The following is an 18,924-nucleotide window of genomic DNA, read 5'->3' as shown; positions in this document are numbered from 1 at the left end:
CAATGCCACAACTTCAACCAGGAATGGCACGCATCCGGGTCAAGGACCTGTGCCTGCGGACGTTCATCGGGATCAACGAGGATGAAATCCTCAACAAGCAGGATGTGCTGATCAACCTGACCATCCTGTACGCCGCTCAGGAAGCGGTGCGTGACAACGACATCGATCACGCGCTCAATTACCGGACCATCACCAAGGCGATCATCGCTCACGTCGAAGGCAATCGCTTCGCCCTGCTCGAGCGGCTGACCCAGGAAATTCTCGACCTGGTGATGGCCAACACTTCAGTGCTGTACGCCGAGGTCGAAGTCGACAAGCCCCATGCCTTGCGTTTCGCCGAGTCGGTGTCGATCACCCTGGCCGCAAGCCGCTGACCGCGTCTGGCGCATCGTGCGCCAGGCTTTTATCATCCGCGCCACGATTCGATTGCACAGAGCCCGCCATGAACGATCAAAAACGCCTCGAACTTGAAGCCGCCGCTTTCCGCCGGCTGGTCGCGCACCTGGACAGCCGCAAGGATGTGCAGAACATCGACCTGATGAACCTCTCGGGTTTCTGCCGCAATTGCCTGTCCAAGTGGTACAAGGCCGCGGCAGACGAACGCCAGATCGAGGTCAGCCTCGATGACGCCCGCGAAGTGATCTACGGCATGCCGTACGCCGAGTGGAAAGCCCAATACCAGCAAGAAGCCAGCGCCGACCAACAAGCGGCATTCGCCAAAGGAAAACCCAATGAGTGATTTGAACACCCTGCGCGCGAGTCTCAAGAGCGGCGAACACGTTTTTGCCGACACCCTGGCGTTCATCGCGTCGGCTTACGACTACCAGCCCCAGGCGTTCAACAACGGCGGTGTGGAAAACGCCGCCGGGCAGAACGAAGGTTCGTGCAAGACCCTGGGTCTGGCGCTGCTGGAAGGCCTGAGCGATGAAGAAGCGCTGTTGGCGTTTGGCGAGCACTACCGCTCGGTCGTGGCGACGCCTGAAGGCAGCGATCACGGGAATATTCGTGCGTTGATTGCCCATGGATTGGCCGGTGTGAAATTCACCCGGCAGCCACTGACCCGCCGCTAAAGCTTTTTGTAGGAGCATGGCTTGCCCGCGAAGGCGTCCTTGAACTTTTCATGGGCTTCAAGGACGCCTTCGCGGGCAAGTCATGCTCCTACAGGTTTTGTGTTGTCTGGTTGATTTTGCACGCCGCTCAAACCACATCCCGACTTTTAAGATTGACCCGCCCACTTTATTTCGTTTGCCGGGCACCGCTGCTCGCGGCTTAGATAAAAAGAAGCCTCCCTTCTTCAGAGTCGGTCATCCATGAGCAGCGAATCCATCAGCCGGTCGATCAACATCGTTCATCCCGTCACCCTCAGCCACGGCAAAAACGCCGAGGTCTGGGACACTGACGGCAAACGCTATATCGATTTTGTCGGCGGCATCGGTGTGTTGAACCTCGGCCATTGCCACCCAAGCATCGTAGAAGCCATTCGCGAACAAGCCACCCGGCTGACGCACTACGCGTTCAACGCGGCGCCGCACATGCCCTACCTCGATTTCATGGATCGCCTGGCTGCGTTTATTCCGGTGGATTACCCGGTCAGCGGCATGCTCACCAACAGCGGCGCGGAAGCGGCGGAAAACGCGTTGAAGATCGTCCGGGGCGCGACCGGTCGTACGGCCGTCATTGCCTTCGACGGCGCCTTTCACGGACGCACACTCGCCACGCTCAACCTGAACGGCAAAGTCGCGCCCTACAAACAGAAAGTCGGCGTGCTGCCTGGCCCGGTGTACCACCTGCCCTTCCCCAGCGAAGACAACGGTGTGACCTGCGCCGAAGCGCTGAAGGCGATGGACCGGCTGTTCAGTGTCGAAATCGATGTCGAAGACGTGGCGTGTTTTATCGTCGAACCGGTGCAGGGCGAAGCCGGCTTCCTGGCCATGGACGTCGAGTTTGCTCAGGCGCTGCGACGCTTGTGCGATGAAAAAAACATTCTGCTGATCGCCGATGAAATCCAGTCCGGGTTCGGCCGCACCGGTCAGCGCTTTGCGTTTTCGCGATTGGGCATCGAGCCGGACCTGATCCTGCTCGGCAAAAGCATCGCCGGCGGTGTGCCGCTGGGTGCGGTGGTGGGGCGCAAGTCGCTGCTCGACACCTTGCCCAAAGGCGGATTGGGCGGCACGTACTCGGGCAATCCGATTGCCTGCGCTGCCGCGTTGGCGACGCTCGACGAAATGACTGACGCCAACCTGCAGGCCTGGGGCACGCAGCAGGAAGAAGCCATCGTCAGCCGCTACCAATCCTGGCAGGCGAACAAGATTTCACCCTTTCTCGGACGCATGACTGGTGTCGGCGCGATGCGTGGCATTGAACTGGCCCACGCCGATGGCACACCGGCTCCGGCGCAGCTGACGCAACTGCTGGCCCTGGCGCGGGATGCCGGCTTGCTGCTGATGCCCAGCGGCAAGTCGCGCCACATCATCCGGCTGCTGGCGCCATTGACCACCGAGGCTGCCGTGCTGGAGGAAGGGCTGGACATCCTCGAGGCGTGCCTGGCGAAACTTTCCTGACAGCAAACTGCGATCCGGGACTGACATAGCGAATTATGGTCGCTTGTGGTCCCCGATTTTGCGTCGCAATACTGGCCAAAGCCCCCTTTCATCTAGCGAGATCATCACTACCTACAAGCCGAGGCATGCATGTATCACGACAATATAATTTATAAGAAAAAGTCCAACGATCCTCAATTCCTGCTCGGCGTAGCCGTGGTGCTGTTTCTCGGCGCCTACCTGATGAACCTGGGCAACAGCGCCCTCAGCCATTTCCTGCAACCTTTGCTGGGCGATGCCCCGGACAGCCTGACCGCGCGCAACATCGCCATCGGCCTGGGCATTGCGGTACTGGGCACGCTGAACTTCCACGTCCTCGGGCGCTTGAAGTTCAAGGTGCAGACTACCGTGGTGTGGATCGAGCTGCTGATTCTGTTCCTGGCGTTCTTCGACACCTTCGACCTCTCCTACAGTTTCATCCTCGACAAGGTCGGCTTCCTGATTATCCAGGGCGCTGCAACCACCTTGTACATCTCCGCCGTGGCCATCGTGATTGCCTTCGTGCTGGCACTGATCGGTGCGGTGGCCAAGCTGTCGAACAACGGGCTGGCCAATGCCCTGGCCTCGTTCTACACCTCGTTCTTTCGCGGTGTGCCGCTGCTGATCCAGATCTACCTGATTTACCTCGGGCTGCCGCAACTGGGTTACGTGGTCGATGCGGTGCCCGCCGGCATTCTCGCGCTGTCGCTGTGCTACGGCGCCTACATGACCGAGATCTTCCGGGCCGGTATCCAGAGCATTCCGGTCGGCCAGTGGGAAGCCTCACGCGCCCTGAACATCAGCCCGTTCAAGACCCTGAGCCGGGTAATCATGCCCCAGGCCTTGCGGGTGATCATTCCGCCCACCGGCAACCAGTTCATTGCCATGCTCAAGGACAGTTCGCTGGTGTCGGTGATCGGTGTCTGGGAACTGATGTACCTGGCCAAGACCCAGGGTCGCGCGGACTTCCGCCACCTGGAAATGCTGATCACCGCCGCAATGATTTACTGGGCCCTGTCGTTCATCCTGGAACGGGTACAGGCGCGAATCGAAAAACGGGTCAACCGATCCGTGGCAAGGGGTTGATGCGTGATGACTCGAACCAATACTGCAGAGCGACTCGACCTGGCCTCTGCTGCGCCGGCCAGCCCTTCGATGATTTCGATCACCGGCCTGAACAAGTGGTACGGCAATTTTCACGCCTTGCGCGATGTCGACCTGAACGTTGCCACCGGTGAAATCCTGGTCGTGTGCGGACCGTCGGGCTCGGGCAAGTCGACGATGATTCGCTGCATCAACCACCTGGAAAACTTCCAGAAAGGCCACATTCAGGTCAACGGCCTCACCCTCACCAGTGAAGCGGAAAGTGTCAGCGCCGTGCGCAGTGAAATCGGCATGGTGTTTCAGAGCTTCAACCTGTTCCCGCACTTGAGCGTCATGGACAACCTGACCCTGGCCCCGCAACTGGTGCAAGGCGTGTCGGCCACCGAGGCGAAAAAACGCGCGCAGGTTTACCTGGAGCGGGTGCGCATTGCCGAACACGCGCATAAGTATCCGTCACAATTGTCCGGCGGCCAGCAGCAGCGCGTGGCGATTGCCCGGGCGCTGTGCATGAACCCCAAAGTGATGCTGTTCGACGAACCGACCTCTGCGCTGGACCCGGAAATGGTCCACGAAGTGCTGGACGTCATGGGCGAACTGGCCACCGACGGCATGACCATGATTTGCGTGACCCATGAGATGGGTTTTGCCAGCAAGGTCGCTGACCGCGTGCTGTTCATGGACCAGGGCCAGGTCATCGAACAAGCCACCCCCGCCGAGTTTTTCAACAACCCACAGACCGAACGTGCGCAGAAATTCCTGTCGCAGATCATCGGTCACTGAAGACCGCTTTGCCCCCATAAAACAATAACGAAACATGGAGATGGACATGGTCAGAAGTAAAAGCGTAACCACCCTCGCCGCCGCACTGTCGCTGTTGTTCGTCGGTGCCGCCAACGCCGGTGCCGTGCTGGACAAGATCCAGAGCAGCAAGACGTTGACCGTCGCCACCTCGGCGACCTGGCCGCCCCAGGGGTTCATCAACGACAAGAATGAAATCGACGGCTTCGATATCGACGTGTCCAAGGAGATCGCCAAGCGTCTCGGCGTCGAGGCCAAGTTCATCACGCCCGACTGGGATGTGATCACCGCCGGCAAGTGGAACGGCCGCTGGGACGTGTCCGTGGGCTCGATGACCGCGACCAAGAGCCGCGCGCGGATCCTCGATTTCCCCGGGACCTATTACTACGTGCCCTACGTGTTCGCGGTGCATGACAAATCCAAGGTCACCGACCACAAGGCGCTGAATGGCAAAACCATCGGCGTCGAAGGGGGCACCACGTCCGAAGACTATTTCAGCCAGGCGCTGGCCATTGAAACCACGGACGTACCGCCCGTCGTCTACGACGTGAAAACCGAAAAAATGAAGACCTACGCCGGCTCCGTCGGGCCGCTGGACGACCTGCGTCTGGGCGACGGTGCCCGTCTGGACGCCATCCTCACGCAACGCAGCACACTGGATGCCGCCGTCAAAAAGGGTTATCCGTTGCGGGCCGTCGACAACAACATCGCGTTCTACGAACCGCTGGCCGTTGCCACCGACAAGGGTGACCCGGAACTCAAGGCGAAGCTCGGTGAAATCATCGCTGCGATGCACAAGGACGGCACGCTGACCAAGCTGTCGGACAAGTGGTACGGCGTCGATTACTCGACCATCAAATAACGCAAAACCCTGTGGGAGCGGGCTTGCTCGCGAATGCGGTGGGTCATCCACCATTGGTGTGACTGACACACCGCGTTCGCGAGCAAGCCCGCCCCCACAATGATCAGTTGTTTGTTCAATCGCTCGGTATTTTCTCAAGGATCGACCATGTCCTTTCCCAACACCTGGTATTCCCAAACCTCGCCGCCCCGCGCGGCCAAGTCCGAATTGAACAGCGACGAAACCTGCGACGTCTGCATCATCGGTGCAGGCATCGCCGGGCTGACCGCCGCTCTGGAACTGACCCGACGCGGTAAACGCGTGATCCTCCTCGAAGCCCATCAGGTGGCCTGGGGTGCATCGGGCCGCAATGGCGGCGTGGTGTCGCCGGGCTGGGCCGAAGGGTCCGGCGCGATTCGCAAAAAAGTGGGACTGGAACAGGCTCGTGCGCTGTTTCACATGTCGGTCGAGGGCGTGGAGATCGTGCGCCGCAACATCGCCGAACTGGCGCTGGCAGGTTGTGCACCGTCCGCCGGCACGATTCGGGTCAAGCGTTACGACGACAGCGCTGGCGTGAAAAACCACATCGAAACCATGCGCCGCGACTTCGGCTACGAACTCAATTTCCTCGACACCGCCCAGGTTCGCGAGCGGGCGCATACCCTGCGCTATTTCCAGGGTGTCGAAGATCCCAACGCCATGCACTTCCACCCGCTCAATTATTGCCTGGGCCTGGCCCTGGCCATTGAAACCGCGGGAGGCCGGATTTTCGAGCAGTCAAAAATGCTCGCCTGGCGGCACGATGGCGCCGACAAAATAATCAAGACCGCGCACGGCAGCGTGCGCTGTCAGGACCTGGTGTTTTGCGCCGGCGGCTACGGCGGCCCGGAGCTGCAAAAACTCAGCCGCGCCTACCTGCCCATCGCCACCTACGTGGTGCTGACCGAACACCTGGGGGACTCGATCAAGACCGTCCTCGACTCCGGCGCCGCGTTTTCCGACGACCGCCGCGCTTCGGATTACTACCGCATCGTCGAAGGCGACCGCCTGCTCTGGGGCGGACGCATCACCACCCGCAACGAACAGAATGAAAAGGCCCTGGCGGCCATGCTCAAGGCCGACATGGTGTCGGTCTATCCGCAACTGGGACCGGTGAACATCGAATTGGCCTGGTCCGGTTTGATGGGTTACTCGACCAACAAAATGCCCAACCTCGGGCTGCTGGAGCCGGGCGTCTGGGCTTGCACATCGTTTGGCGGCCACGGCTTGAACACCGGTTCAATCGGCGGACGGGTGATCGCCGAGGCGGTGTGCGGGGAAAGTGTGCGGTATCAGTCGTTCAAACCGTATCTGCTGGACTGGAACGGTGGGCCGCTCGGGCGGGTGGCGGCCAATGCGATCTATCAGTCGTTGAAGGTCATGGACTTCGTACAGGAGCGCTTTCGCGGTTGATCGCGATCGGCTGGCTAACGCCAAAACCTGTGGGAGCTGGCTTGCCTGCGATAGCGGTGTATCAGTCGACGTCAATGTTGAATGATAAATTGCTATCGCGGGCAAACCACCCTCCCACAGGTTTCTGGGTCGGCCACTGAATCGCACGCACAAAAAAACCGGCCGAAGCCGGTTTTTTCATTTCAACGCTCTCAGAACTTGACGTTCTGCAGGTCGTCCAGGTAACGCTCGGCGTCCAGTGCCGCCATGCAGCCGGCGCCGGCTGAGGTGATCGCCTGACGGTAAACGTGGTCAGCCACGTCACCGGCCGCGAAGATACCTTCGAGGTTGGTTGCAGTGGCGTTGCCTTCACGGCCGCCGTGCACCACCAGGTAGCCGTCTTTCAACGTCAGCTGGCCTTCGAACAGCGAAGTGTTCGGGGTGTGGCCGATGGCGATGAACACGCCGTCGACTTTCAGCTCGTCGAAGCTGCCGTCGTTGTTCTTCAGGCGAGCACCGGTCACGCCCATGTTGTCGCCCAGGACTTCGTCCAGGTTCGAGTTCAGCTTCAGGATGATCTTGCCTTCGGCAACCCGGGCATTGAGCTTGTCGATCAGAATCTTCTCGGCGCGGAAGGTTTCGCGGCGATGGATCAGGGTCACGGTGCTGGCGATGTTGGCCAGGTACAGCGCCTCTTCGACAGCGGTGTTACCGCCACCGACCACGGCCACAGGCTTGTTGCGGTAGAAGAAACCGTCGCAGGTCGCGCAGGCCGAAACGCCTTTGCCCATGAACGCTTCTTCCGATGGCAGGCCCAGGTAACGAGCGCTGGCGCCGGTGGCGATGATCAGGGCGTCGCAGGTGTACGTCGCGCTGTCGCCGGTCAGGGTGTACGGCTTGGCAGCGAAGTCCACGGCATTGATGTGATCGAAAACGATCTCGGTTTCAAAGCGCTCGGCGTGCTCTTTCATGCGTTCCATCAACGCCGGGCCGGTCAGGCCGTGGACGTCGCCCGGCCAGTTGTCGACTTCGGTGGTGGTGGTCAGTTGACCGCCGGCCTGCATGCCGGTGATCAAAAGTGGCTTGAGGTTGGCACGGGCGGCATAGACCGCGGCGCTGTAACCGGCAGGGCCGGAACCGAGAATAATCACTCGCGAATGACGGACTTCAGACATGACCTGCTCCTGTTGACCGGCCCGGAACACCTGGCGCGGAACGCCGGTTTGCCGGCGGGAATAAAAAAGGACTGTTGAAAGCACTTGGGGAAGGCTTGAACTCGACAGTCCTGTAAAAAGATTGGGTGCAGCGTATCGAGGGGGCGAAGATTAAGGAAATACGGTTTAACAATCCAGCTCATAGGCGGTCTCTATCCGATTGCCGCCTATATATAGGCGCCTTTGTTACAGTTGATGTCGATACTGCGACCGCGCTTTCGCCCGTCAGGCAAAGCCGGTAAGGTCGGCGCGTTTCCTCTCTGCTCGGAGCACGATATGCCCGCCCCTGTTCTGTCCGGCCCGCAATACCTGCGCGAAGGCCTCAAGCTGGTGCTGAGCCCCAGCCTGCGTTTGTTCGTGTTGTTGCCGCTGGCAATCAACCTGGTGCTGTTCGTCGGATTGATCTATCTGGCCGGCCATCAATTCAGCCTGTGGGTCGATACGCTGATGCCGTCCCTGCCTGACTGGCTGAGTTTTCTCAATTACGTGCTCTGGCCGATTTTCGTGGTGCTGGTGGTGTTGATGGTGTTCTTCACCTTCACGATGCTGGCCAACATCATCGCCGCGCCGTTCAACGGCTTCCTCGCGGAGAAAGTCGAAGTGGTGGTGCGCGGCACCGACGACTTCCCGGCCTTCAGCTGGGGCGAACTGATCGCCATGATCCCGCGCACCCTCGCTCGGGAAATGCGCAAACTCGGCTACTTCCTGCCACGGGCGATCGGGCTGTTCATCCTCTCGTTCATCCCCGTGGTCAATATCATCGCCGCGCCGTTGTGGCTGCTGTTCGGCGTGTGGATGATGGCGATCCAGTACATCGACTACCCGGCAGACAACCACAAACTGGGCTGGAACGAGATGCTCGCCTGGCTGCGGGAGAAGCGCTGGCAGAGCATGAGCTTTGGCGGGAGTGTTTACCTGGTGCTGCTGATTCCGGTGGTCAATATTCTGATGATGCCGGCGGCGGTGGCGGGGGCGACGTTGTTTTGGGTGCGTGAGCGGGGTGCCGAGGCGCGGGTGATTCCTGCTCGATGACAGACGTCATGCAGGCAGCAAACTGGCAGAACCCGTTGAAGGCCCGTTATCAGCGAAGCTGATTCTCCCAGAGACGTTTGGCAAAAAAACCTGCGGTAAGGACGCTTGATCCTTGCCGCAGATACCTCAGGTGGGGCCGTACTCTGTCACCTTCGAATTTGACTGTCTCCAAAACAGCTTCGCGAATTGCCCTCTCCGATTCGACTATTCAACGAAAAACTGAATCATGCTGCTAGGAGAAGATTCCTTGCCGTTCACAGTTGCCACCGCTTTGACGTGCTTGGCACCGCGATCCCACGTACGCTCGTAACCCCAAATACCATGCATTAATTTCTTGGCGACGCCTAGTTGACTATCGTCATAACTCAGTATGCGAACAGCGCTCGCTGCAGGGTCACAGGCCACGACAATTGCCACGTTGCCTGCCTGGTGTCTGCTGTCGTTCATGGGTGCCGCAATCACGGGCGCATCGCTTTCTATGGACACAATGAAACTCCGCTCTGGGCTTGGATAGGAGGTCACTCCATTCACACTCTGTCCAGCTTTGAAGGGCCACTTACCTACGCCCCAATTATGGAGGAGTTGCCACGTTTCGCCGTTAACGCTAGCCTCGCGCCAGATGTTGTTATTCGAATCCAAAATGTGAACCGTAGCACCTCGGATATTTTTTCCCGCTAACATCGTGTATCCCGAGGCATGTTTACTGTTTTGTTGGGGGTAATTAATTATTGGCGGATTCAGCGCGGCGGATTCAGTTCCTTTTGCCACTTCTGGCCGAAGTTGTGAATCATAGGGATTTTCTGTCTGGTCGGTCATGATATTAGCGCTCCAGTTCGCGGCGAAATTGCCGGCAAGCGAAATCCTTGTAGCGCTGCGACAGCGTGCAAACAACCTGTTAAAACTAACAGTCTCGACGAACGGCACGCTGATTCCTGAATCGCCGTATGCCCCGGATTTCGAGGTGCACCCCATTCGGCGATTAATTTCCAAAACCTGTTATTTCTTACAGTAGGCAGGCGTTGCCATCGGGTATCCAATGGATCGCGAAGCTCATCCACAAGGTTAACCGTCAAGCTGTCAGGGATGAGTCATGTGCTTCATTCAAGGAGATCGGCACCATGCCAACGCCCGTCCAAAACCCCGCACCGGCCTTACAGAATCCCAGCAATGCGACCTCTGGTTTCCCATGGAAAAGCCAGAGTCCGGCAGTACTGCACGCCGACGCTGACGGAAAAAATGTCTACGTCATCAGTGCCGGTACGCGCATTTTCATCAGCGACGCAAGCCTTCGGCCACTGGCAACACGGTTGGCAGACGGGCTCACAGGCGCCGCAACACTTGCCAAACCGCCGGCCATTGTGTCGATACCAGGACCACTCCAACCGGGTGATGTGAGGCTGGAACTGGCTACGCCGAATACCACCGGTGTTTCGATCCCTGTCCATGGACAACACGAAACCTACCGGATCGATATCTCGAACACTGTCGAAGTCACTGCGCAGAACCTCGACGCTATGGCTCGCGCCCTGACGACATTGCATAAAGGCGCACGGGCGTTCACCACGCTTGAATCCGGCGTCGTCATCGATGCACCCGCCTATGCCGAACGCTCCGTGTTGATTGATGTGGGGCGTAAATATTACAGCCCAGCGTGGATGAAGTACCTGCTGCGTGAAATGGCCTGGAACCAGCTCAACACCCTGCATTTGCACCTCACCGACAATGAGGGTGTGCGGATCTTTTTCCCCTCCGCTCCGGATACCGCCAGCCCTGACGCCTGGAGCGCCGCAGAGCTCAAAGACATACTCGATACCGCCGCGTCCTACCGCATCAAGGTCATTCCGGAAATCGAGACACCGGGGCATATGAACTGGATTCTGCGTAACCGGCCTCAGTTTCAACTAAAGCTCTCGAATAATACGGTCGTATCGAAAGCGCTCGACTTCAGCATCCCGGCCGCCCGCGATTTTCTCAAGGCACTCTTCAGCGACCTTATCGCTATGTTCCCGGACAGCAGCCATATCCATTTTGGTGCCGACGAGTACTTCCTCAACCCGATCAATCAGTCGAATACGCCGCAGCTGGCTCAGTACGCTCAAGTTGAGTCCGGTATTGCAAACGCCACTTCCGAGGATGCCGTAAGGCACTACGTCAACGACCTGGCTGCCTTCGTCCAGAGCAAAGGCAAGGTCGCACGAGTCTGGAACGACGGGGCTGTTAACCGGAATGCATTGATTGATCTGGATAAAAAAGTAGAAATCGAATGCTGGAGTATATGGGGGAGCGTTCGCAACGAGATGACCGTGGACGAGTTGGTCGATGAAGGCTATACCGTGAAAAACTCCCACGGTGACTACTATTTCGTCTCGCTCATAGGCTGGAGCAATCTCCATCACCCCCTGCACTCCCCTTACGGCCTCTACAATGTCTATCGAGCCAACCACTTCATGGACAAGGCAGGGGGTGCGATAACCGTGATCCCCAAAGACCATCCCTGCATGGCGGGCGCAGGGATTCAAGTCTGGGGAGACCATCCGCACAAGGCTACGCCTGAAGATGTCTGGGACCATCTGAAAGAATGGCTGTTGCCATTCGGGCAGCGAACCTGGGATTCGCCGAACGCCGCTTCCGACTATCAATCGCTGTCGCCGATCGCGCGGTCCGTCGCTCACTCACCGCCTATGCCCTGGTCATAGATCTTCGGCATTGGCGCGATGCAGGCCAGGCTTGATGAACACACGCTTGCATCGTCACAAATCCATCATCTCGACGTCACACTGGCGACATGGCCTCAGCCGACACTGAGGTCATGACGACAGCTCTGCATATCACCCTGATCACCGAAACCTTCCCTCCCGAAATCAACGGCGTGGCCAATACCCTTGGCCGCTTGTGCGACGGTTTGCGCGCGCGCGGGCATCAGGTGGAGCTGGTGCGGCCACGGCAGGGTTGCGATCAGCAGATGGGCAGCGACGATGAGTTGCTGCTGTGCAGGGGCTGGCCGCTGCCGGGGTATCCGGGTTTGCAATGGGGTCAGTCGTCGATGCACAAGCTGCTGCGACGCTGGAAACGCCAGCGCCCGGACGTGCTGTACATCGCCACGGAAGGACCGCTGGGATTGTCCGCGTTGCGTGCGGCACGGCGTCTGGGGATCTCGGTGGTCAGCGGCTTTCACACCAATTTCCAGCAGTACTCCAACCAGTATGGGCTCGGCTTGCTCTCGCGCCTGCTGACCCACTACCTGCGCTGGTTTCACAATCGCTCGACCCTGACCCTGGTGCCGAGTATCAGCCAGAGACTGGAACTGGAGCGCCGGCATTTCGAACGCTTGGCGTTGCTGTCTCGCGGGGTCGACAGTCAGTTGTTTCATCCGATCAAACGCCTGCCATCCCTGCGCGAACAATGGGGCCTGGGCGAGAAGGACATTGCGCTGATTCACGTAGGACGTCTGGCGCCGGAGAAAAATCTTGGCTTGCTCAAGCGGTGTTTCGACAGGCTGACAACGACTTATCCACAGCGAAAAATAAAACTGATCATCGTCGGCGACGGTCCGCAACGGGCGTCGCTGGAGCAGCAACTGCCCGAAGCGATTTTCTGCGGTTCACAACGCGGCGAAGCCTTGGCCAGCCACTATGCGTCCGGGGATGTGTTTTTGTTTCCGAGCATGACCGAAACCTTCGGCAATGTGGTGCTTGAGGCATTGGCCTCGGGACTGGGGGTGGTGGCTTACGATCAGGCTGCAGCGGCGCAGCATATTCGCCATGGCTACAACGGCGTGCTGGCGATGCCGGGGGATGAAGAGGCGTTCAGCGATGCCGCGGCGTGGTTGCTGGAGGAGCGCGAAACCTTGCGCTGCATCAGACTTAATGCGCGTCAGCATGCGAGTCGGCAGGGTTGGGCAGCGATTATCGAGCAGTTCGAGGGGCAGTTGCGCGGGGCTTGTGTTGGGGAGCAAGTGGTGCCGAATGCACCGACCGTCCCTTGAGATCTTTGGTGATGTTGAGTCAATCTTCGCGGGCAAGCCCGCTCCCACAGGATTTTTGTGGTGATCACATAATTTGTGAGCACCCCGGAACACTGTGGGAGCGGGCTTGCCCGCGATGGGGCCAGTGCAGTCGCCGCTTAAACCAGCGTCATCAACGCCTCACGGCTGAACGGCAGGATGTCTTCCTCCCGACCGTCACGCACTTTCTGCGCCCAGTCCGGGTCTACCAGCAGCGCACGCCCCACCGCCACCAGATCGAATTCATCGTTGTTCAAACGCTCCAGCAGTTTTTCCAGGCTGGCCGGTTGCGCGATCTTGTCGGTGTTGACCATGAACTGCAGGAACTCGCCGTCCAGACCTACGCTGCCCACGGTAATGGTTGGCTTGCCGGTCAATTTGCGCGTCCAGCCGGCCAGGTTCAGTTCGGAACCGTCGAACTCCGGCTCCCAGAAACGCCGCGTCGAGCAGTGGAAAATATCCACGCCGGCGTCGGACAACGGCTTGAGGAACTCGCCCAACGCTTCCGGGGTTTGCACCAGACGCGCGGTGTAATCCTGCTGCTTCCACTGGGAAAAACGGAAGATGATCGGGAAACCTTCACCGACCGCTGCACGCACCGCCTGAATCAGCTCGATGGCAAAACGCGAACGGTTGGCCAGGCTGCCGCCGTATTCATCGGTGCGCTGGTTGCTGCCTTCCCAGAAGAACTGGTCGACCAGATAGCCGTGGGCGCCGTGGATTTCCACACCGTCCATGCCGATGCTTTGTGCGTCTTTGGCAGCTTGGGCGAACGCGGCGATCACGTCCTGGATATCCTGTTTGGTCATGCCGTGAACCACGACCTGGCCATCCTTCAATTTTTCCGACGGACCGTAACCCGGCACGCTGGCGTCCGGCTCGGTGCCGATGCGACGCACGCTACCGACATGCCACAGCTGCGGAACGATCTTGCCGCCTGCGGCGTGCACGGCGTCGACGACTTTCTTCCAGCCGGCCAGCGCGGCCTCACCGTAGAAGTGCGGCACGTTCGGGTAGCCGTTGGAGGCCTTGTGGCCGACGGTGGTGCCCTCGGTGATGATCAGGCCAACGCCGGCAGCGGCGCGGCGACGGTAGTACTCGATCACTTTGGAATTGGGTACACCGCCCGGCGAGAAGGAACGGGTCATCGGCGCCATGACAACGCGGGTCGGCAGTTCAAGGGTGCCGAGGTGGAACGGTTTGAACAGGGCTTTGACGGGCATGGGGACGCTCCACGAATACGATATCGACGGGACATAAATTTTATGACGGCGATAATATGCGGAGTGTCGAGCGATGCACAGCACTATTGATCTGGGTGATTAAGGGTCAAAAGGCAGGAGGCATTGTAGGAGCGAACGGTGCGGCGGCCCGATTTGCTCGCGAAGGCGTCGGTCAGCGATGGTCTCGACCGATCGGCCGTCTTCGCGGGCAAGCCTCGCTCCTACAGAAGGGGGTTCAGCTCAGGGCTTTTTCAATCGCCTGGATGACTGAAGGATCATCCGGCGCCGTACGTGGCGAGAACCGCGCCAGTACGCGACCGTCCTTGCCCAGGAGGAATTTTTCGAAGTTCCAGGTAATGTCACCCGGAAATTCAGCCCCCTCGCCCGCCAGCAAACGGTACAACTGATGACGATCATGACCGTTGACTTCCAGCTTGCTGGACAACGGAAAGGTCACGCCATAGTTAAGGCTGCAGAAATCCTGGATCTCTTGTTCAGTGCCCGGTTCCTGCCCGGCAAACTGGTTACACGGCAGGCCCAACACGCTGAAGCCCTTACCTTTGTATTGCTGGTAAAGGTTTTCCAGTGCCGCGTACTGTGGGGTCAAGCCACATTTGGAGGCGACGTTGACTACCAGCACGACGTTCCCTTTAAAGGGTGCCAGCGGTAGCTCCTGTCCATCCAGGGCTGTCAATTTAAGGTCGTGAAAAGCACTCATGACGAACTCCAGATTCCCGTGTTCTACTCGAAACAGCCACTTGGCGATATCGCCAGGGACAGCCGCGGACTAAAAAGGCGCCCTCGGGCGCCTCTCCAGTTCTCTGAGCTTAGCGCAGAAAATCAGTGGTGATGGCCACCTTCGCCATGGACGTGACCATGAGCGATTTCTTCCTGGCTGGCGTCACGGATGTCGACGATCTTGACCTGGAAATTCAGGCGCTGACCGGCCAACGGGTGGTTGCCGTCGACGGTGACATCGTCGCCATCCAGATCGCGAATGGTGACGATCTGCATCTGGCCGTCCGGAGCGGAAGCGTGGAACTGCATGCCCACTTCCAGTTCGTCGACGCCTTCGAACATGCTGCGGCTCAGGGTGCTGACCAGTTCGGCAGCGTATTCGCCGTAAGCATCTTCAGGTTCAACGGCTACGGTCAGCTCGTCGCCGACTGCTTTGCCTTCCAGCGCCTTTTCCAGGCCCGGGATGATGTTGCCTGCACCTTGCAGGTAGACCAGCGGCGCGCCGCCGGCGGAGCTGTCGATGACCTCACCAGCGTCGTTGGTCAGGGTATAGTCGATGGAGACAGCCTTATTGGCGGCGATCAGCATGGGGCGAGACCTTTTGCATAAGAATTTAGAAAGGCCAAGTTTAGCGAAGCAATCGTCCGAAAGCGAACACAACCCGGACAGACGGATCGCGGCGAAAGGCTCGGCGGTCACCGGTTTTCATCAGGACGAGGACGGGCATTGGGTAGTCGAGCTGTCCTGTGGTCATACCCAGCACCTGCGTCACCAGCCACCCTGGCAATCGCGCGCCTGGGTCCTGGACCCCGCGCAACGTATTGAAAAAATAGGCCAGCCCTTTGAATGTGGTTGGTGCGCACAAGGCTCGGTTAGCGATAACCTTGGCGACTGAATTTCGGTAGATCGTCAGGTATAGATGATCACCACTGCCATGCACCTCTAGAGAATTCGCATGCAAACTTTTTTTATCGCGCCCACCGATTTTGGTGTGGGTCTGACCTCCATCAGCCTCGGGCTGGTGCGTACGCTTGAGCGCGCCGGCCTCAAAGTCGGCTTTTTCAAACCGATCGCCCAACCCCATCCGGGTGATACCGGGCCTGAACGTTCCACCGAACTGGTGGCGCGCACCCACGGTTTGAAACCGCCTCAGCCGCTGGGCCTGGCTCACGTCGAGCGCATGCTCGGCGACGGCCAGCTCGATGAGCTGCTCGAAGAAATCATCACGCTCTATCAGCAAGCGGCCATCGGCAAGGACGTGCTGATCGTCGAAGGCATGGTCCCGACCCGCAGCGCCAGTTACGCCGCGCGGGTCAACCTGCATTTGGCCAAGAGCCTCGACGCCGACGTGATCCTCGTCTCGGCGCCGGAAAATGAAGTACTGACCGAACTCTCCGGCCGCGTGGAGTTGCAGGCGCAATTGTTCGGCGGCCCGAAAGACCCGAAAGTCCTCGGCGTGATCCTGAACAAGGTCAAGACCGATGAAAGCATGGACGCCTTCGCCTCCCGCCTGAAGGAGCATTCGCCGTTGTTGCGCAGCGGTGATTTCCGCCTGCTCGGCTGCATCCCGTTCCAGCCGGAACTGAACGCGCCACGTACCCGCGACGTCGCTGACCTGATGGGCGCGCAGATTCTCAATGCCGGCGATTACGAAACCCGGCGCATGACCAAAATCATCATCTGCGCCCGCACCATGCGCAACACCGTGGAACTGCTCAAGCCCGGCGTACTCGTGGTGACGCCTGGCGATCGCGACGACATCATCCTCGCCGTCAGCCTCGCCGCCATGAACGGCGTGCCGCTGGCCGGCCTGTTGCTGACCAGCGACACCCTGCCCGACCCGCGCATCATGGACCTCTGCCGTGGTGCCTTGCAGGCTGGCCTGCCGGTGTTGTCGGTGAGCACCGGGTCCTACGACACCGCCAACCAGTTGAACGGCCTGAACAAGGAAATCCCGATCGACGACCGCGAGCGTGCGGAGATCATCACCGACTTCGTCGCCAGCCACCTCGATGCCAACTGGCTGCACCAGCGTTGCGGCACGCCACGGGAAATGCGCCTGTCGCCGGCGGTGTTCCGTTATCAACTGATCCAGCGCGCTCAAGCCGCCAACAAGCGCATCGTGTTGCCCGAAGGCAGCGAACCGCTGACCGTGCAAGCGGCGGCGATCTGTCAGGCACGCGGCATCGCCCGTTGCGTATTGTTGGCGAAGCCGGAAGATGTCGAGGCTGTCGCTCGCGCGCACGATATCGAGCTGCCGCCAGGTCTGGAGATTCTCGATCCGGACCTGATTCGCGAACGCTACGTCGAGCCAATGGTTGCCCTGCGCAAAAGCAAAAGCCTCAACGCACCCATGGCCGAGCAACAACTGGAAGACACCGTGGTGATCGGCACCATGATGCTGGCGCTGGATGAAGTCGATGGCCTCGTGTCCGGGGTCATTCACTCCACCGCCAACACCATCCGCCCCGCCCTGCAGCTGATCAAGACTGCGCCGGGCTGCACGCTGGTGTCGTCAGTGTTCTTCATGCTGTTTCCCGAAGAGGTGCTGGTCTACGGCGACTGCGTGATGAACCCGCACCCGAGCGCCAGCGAACTGGCCGAGATCGCCCTGCAAAGCGCCGACTCGGCCGCCGCCTTCGGCATTACCCCGCGCGTGGCGATGATCAGCTACTCCAGCGGTGAATCGGCCAGCGGCGAGGAAGTCGAGAAGGTGCGCGAAGCAACGCTGCTCGCCCACGAACAACAGCACTCGCTGCTGATCGACGGCCCGTTGCAGTACGATGCCGCCGCCAATGAAACCGTGGCCCGGCAACTGGCGCCGAACAGTCAGGTGGCCGGTCGTGCCACGGTGTTCGTGTTCCCCGACCTGAACACCGGCAACACCACGCACAAAGCCGTACAGCGCAGCGCCGACTGCGTCAGCCTCGGGCCGATGCTGCAAGGCCTGCGCAAACCGGTGAACGACCTGCCGCGCGGTGCGCAAGTCGATGACATCGTGTACACCATCGCGTTGACCGCGATTCAAGCTGCCAACCGACCTCTGGATCTTTAAATGCTGGATTTCCTGCCTGCCGCCGTACGCGGCGTGATTGCATCGTTGTTGCTGGCACTGAACACGATCCTGCTTTGCTCGTTTCTGTTCTGCGTAGCGATTTTCAAGGTGTTGCCGTTCGCCCTCACCCAGCGCTTCACGCGCTGGTTGATGAGCCATACCCATGAAGCCTGGATCAGCAACAACAAGGCGTGGATGAACCTGGTCCGCCGCACCCGCTGGCACCTCAGCGGCCTGGAAGGCCTGGACTATCAGCACTCGTACCTGATCACCAGCAACCATCAGAGCTGGGTCGACATCATGGTGTTGCAGTACGTGCTCAACCGTCGCATCCAGCCGCTGAAATTTTTCCTCAAGCAAGAGCTGATCTGGGTGCCGGTGATTGGTCTGGCGTGGTGGACGTTGGGCTTTCCGTTCATGAAGCGCTACTCCAAGGCCTACCTGGAAAAGCACCCGGAAAAGAAAGGCAAGGACCTGGAAACCACGCGCAAGACCTGCGCGAAGTTTCGCAATAATCCGGTGGGGATTTTCAATTTCGTTGAAGGCACGCGCTTCACCGAAGGCAAGCATGCCCAGCAGAAATCACCGTTCAAATATTTGCTCAAGCCCAAGGCCGGTGGCATTGCGTTTGTGCTGGATGCGATGGGCGAGCAACTGGAGTCGATCGTCAACGTGACCATCCACTATCCGGGCGGGCGTCCGGGGTATTGGGATCTGTTGTGCGGCAATGTCGCTGACGTGGTGGTGCATTTTCAGGAGCTGAAGATTCCGCCGCAGTTCATTGGCAAGAATTACGACCAGGATGGGGAGTATCGCTTGCAGTTTCAGGGGTGGATCAATCAGTTGTGGGAAGACAAGGATGCGCTGTTGACACAGATGCATCGCGAATACCCAGCAAAATAGTTT

19 protein-coding genes are annotated in these 18,924 nt (G+C 59.4%); 14 read left to right on the top strand and 5 right to left on the bottom strand.

The window, feature by feature from the left end; all coding sequences use genetic code 11:
* Positions 1 to 2 precede the first annotated feature (2 nt).
* The 8 genes from folX (at position 3) to J2Y86_RS22315 (ending at position 6,774) form a co-directional block, all read left to right on the top strand.
* On the top strand, positions 3 to 374 hold the full coding sequence (gene folX, locus J2Y86_RS22350; RefSeq protein ID WP_008000591.1) for a dihydroneopterin triphosphate 2'-epimerase: 372 nt from the start codon (positions 3 to 5) through the stop codon (positions 372 to 374).
* A gap of 68 nt (positions 375 to 442) precedes the next feature.
* Positions 443 to 739: a DUF1244 domain-containing protein gene (locus J2Y86_RS22345; RefSeq protein ID WP_253436463.1), complete on the top strand. Its 297-nt coding sequence runs from the start codon at positions 443 to 445 to the stop codon at positions 737 to 739.
* Positions 732 to 1,070 (top strand): HopJ type III effector protein, encoded by a 339-nt coding sequence (locus tag J2Y86_RS22340; RefSeq protein ID WP_253436460.1) that lies wholly within the window; start codon positions 732 to 734, stop codon positions 1,068 to 1,070. The genes J2Y86_RS22345 and J2Y86_RS22340 overlap by 8 nt, the downstream gene beginning before the upstream one ends.
* A 240-nt stretch (positions 1,071 to 1,310) precedes the next feature.
* Positions 1,311 to 2,561: a 2-aminoadipate transaminase gene (locus tag J2Y86_RS22335; protein WP_253436456.1), complete on the top strand. Its 1,251-nt coding sequence runs from the start codon at positions 1,311 to 1,313 to the stop codon at positions 2,559 to 2,561.
* 129 nt (positions 2,562 to 2,690) lie between these two features.
* Complete coding sequence (locus J2Y86_RS22330; RefSeq protein ID WP_017336570.1) at positions 2,691 to 3,665, top strand: amino acid ABC transporter permease; 975 nt, start codon at positions 2,691 to 2,693, stop codon at positions 3,663 to 3,665.
* A 69-nt stretch (positions 3,666 to 3,734) separates the two neighbouring features.
* Positions 3,735 to 4,463: an amino acid ABC transporter ATP-binding protein gene (locus tag J2Y86_RS22325; protein WP_253440401.1), complete on the top strand. Its 729-nt coding sequence runs from the start codon at positions 3,735 to 3,737 to the stop codon at positions 4,461 to 4,463.
* Between the two features lie 46 nt (positions 4,464 to 4,509).
* The gene (locus J2Y86_RS22320) at positions 4,510 to 5,343 is read left to right on the top strand and encodes a transporter substrate-binding domain-containing protein (protein WP_253436453.1); all 834 of its coding nucleotides are present in this window, start codon (positions 4,510 to 4,512) and stop codon (positions 5,341 to 5,343) included.
* A 147-nt stretch (positions 5,344 to 5,490) separates the two neighbouring features.
* Complete coding sequence (locus J2Y86_RS22315) at positions 5,491 to 6,774, top strand: NAD(P)/FAD-dependent oxidoreductase (protein WP_253436450.1); 1,284 nt, start codon at positions 5,491 to 5,493, stop codon at positions 6,772 to 6,774.
* 191 nt (positions 6,775 to 6,965) lie between these two features.
* On the opposite strand, the gene trxB is transcribed toward J2Y86_RS22315, so the two are convergent.
* Complete coding sequence (trxB, locus tag J2Y86_RS22310) at positions 6,966 to 7,928, bottom strand: thioredoxin-disulfide reductase (protein ID WP_054049855.1); 963 nt, start codon at positions 7,926 to 7,928, stop codon at positions 6,966 to 6,968.
* A gap of 315 nt (positions 7,929 to 8,243) precedes the next feature.
* Between trxB and cysZ the strand changes: the two genes are divergently transcribed.
* Positions 8,244 to 8,999 carry a sulfate transporter CysZ gene (cysZ, locus tag J2Y86_RS22305; RefSeq protein WP_253436447.1) on the top strand — a complete coding sequence of 252 codons (756 nt, stop codon included), beginning with the start codon at positions 8,244 to 8,246 and terminating at the stop codon, positions 8,997 to 8,999.
* 204 nt (positions 9,000 to 9,203) lie between these two features.
* On the opposite strand, the gene J2Y86_RS22300 is transcribed toward cysZ, so the two are convergent.
* Positions 9,204 to 9,815, bottom strand: coding sequence for a hypothetical protein (locus tag J2Y86_RS22300; protein ID WP_253436445.1), 612 nt, complete (start codon positions 9,813 to 9,815; stop codon positions 9,204 to 9,206).
* A 302-nt stretch (positions 9,816 to 10,117) separates the two neighbouring features.
* On the opposite strand from J2Y86_RS22300, the gene J2Y86_RS22295 reads away from it, so the two are divergent.
* Complete coding sequence (locus J2Y86_RS22295) at positions 10,118 to 11,695, top strand: beta-N-acetylhexosaminidase (RefSeq protein ID WP_253436442.1); 1,578 nt, start codon at positions 10,118 to 10,120, stop codon at positions 11,693 to 11,695.
* An 89-nt stretch (positions 11,696 to 11,784) separates the two neighbouring features.
* The gene (locus J2Y86_RS22290) at positions 11,785 to 12,984 is read left to right on the top strand and encodes a glycosyltransferase family 4 protein (protein ID WP_253436439.1); all 1,200 of its coding nucleotides are present in this window, start codon (positions 11,785 to 11,787) and stop codon (positions 12,982 to 12,984) included.
* A 137-nt stretch (positions 12,985 to 13,121) separates the two neighbouring features.
* On the opposite strand, the gene J2Y86_RS22285 is transcribed toward J2Y86_RS22290, so the two are convergent.
* From J2Y86_RS22285 to J2Y86_RS22275, 3 genes are all read right to left on the bottom strand, one after another.
* Entirely contained in the window at positions 13,122 to 14,225 is a 1,104-nt protein-coding gene (locus tag J2Y86_RS22285) for an NADH:flavin oxidoreductase (RefSeq protein ID WP_253436436.1), read from the bottom strand.
* Between the two features lie 235 nt (positions 14,226 to 14,460).
* Positions 14,461 to 14,943, bottom strand: a complete 483-nt coding sequence (locus tag J2Y86_RS22280; RefSeq protein ID WP_253436433.1) for a glutathione peroxidase — start codon at positions 14,941 to 14,943, stop codon at positions 14,461 to 14,463.
* A 122-nt stretch (positions 14,944 to 15,065) separates the two neighbouring features.
* The gene (locus J2Y86_RS22275; protein ID WP_116260360.1) at positions 15,066 to 15,551 is read right to left on the bottom strand and encodes an FKBP-type peptidyl-prolyl cis-trans isomerase; all 486 of its coding nucleotides are present in this window, start codon (positions 15,549 to 15,551) and stop codon (positions 15,066 to 15,068) included.
* Here J2Y86_RS22275 and J2Y86_RS22270 point away from each other — a divergent pair.
* The 3 genes from J2Y86_RS22270 to J2Y86_RS22260 are packed head-to-tail and all read left to right on the top strand — an operon-like array spanning position 15,520 to position 18,921.
* The gene (locus tag J2Y86_RS22270; RefSeq protein WP_253436430.1) at positions 15,520 to 15,858 is read left to right on the top strand and encodes a DUF3565 domain-containing protein; all 339 of its coding nucleotides are present in this window, start codon (positions 15,520 to 15,522) and stop codon (positions 15,856 to 15,858) included. The genes J2Y86_RS22275 and J2Y86_RS22270 overlap by 32 nt on opposite strands.
* 60 nt (positions 15,859 to 15,918) lie before the next feature.
* Entirely contained in the window at positions 15,919 to 18,018 is a 2,100-nt protein-coding gene (gene pta / locus J2Y86_RS22265; RefSeq protein WP_253436427.1) for a phosphate acetyltransferase, read from the top strand.
* Positions 18,019 to 18,921 carry an acyltransferase gene (locus J2Y86_RS22260; protein ID WP_253436424.1) on the top strand — a complete coding sequence of 301 codons (903 nt, stop codon included), beginning with the start codon at positions 18,019 to 18,021 and terminating at the stop codon, positions 18,919 to 18,921.
* Positions 18,922 to 18,924: the final 3 nt, after the last annotated feature.

This window comes from Pseudomonas migulae, assembly GCF_024169315.1.
In the GTDB taxonomy this organism is placed as follows: Bacteria; Pseudomonadota; Gammaproteobacteria; order Pseudomonadales; family Pseudomonadaceae; genus Aquipseudomonas; species Aquipseudomonas migulae_B.
The sequence above is the reverse complement of the archived record's forward strand: the minus strand, read 5'-3'. Positions and strand labels throughout refer to the sequence as shown.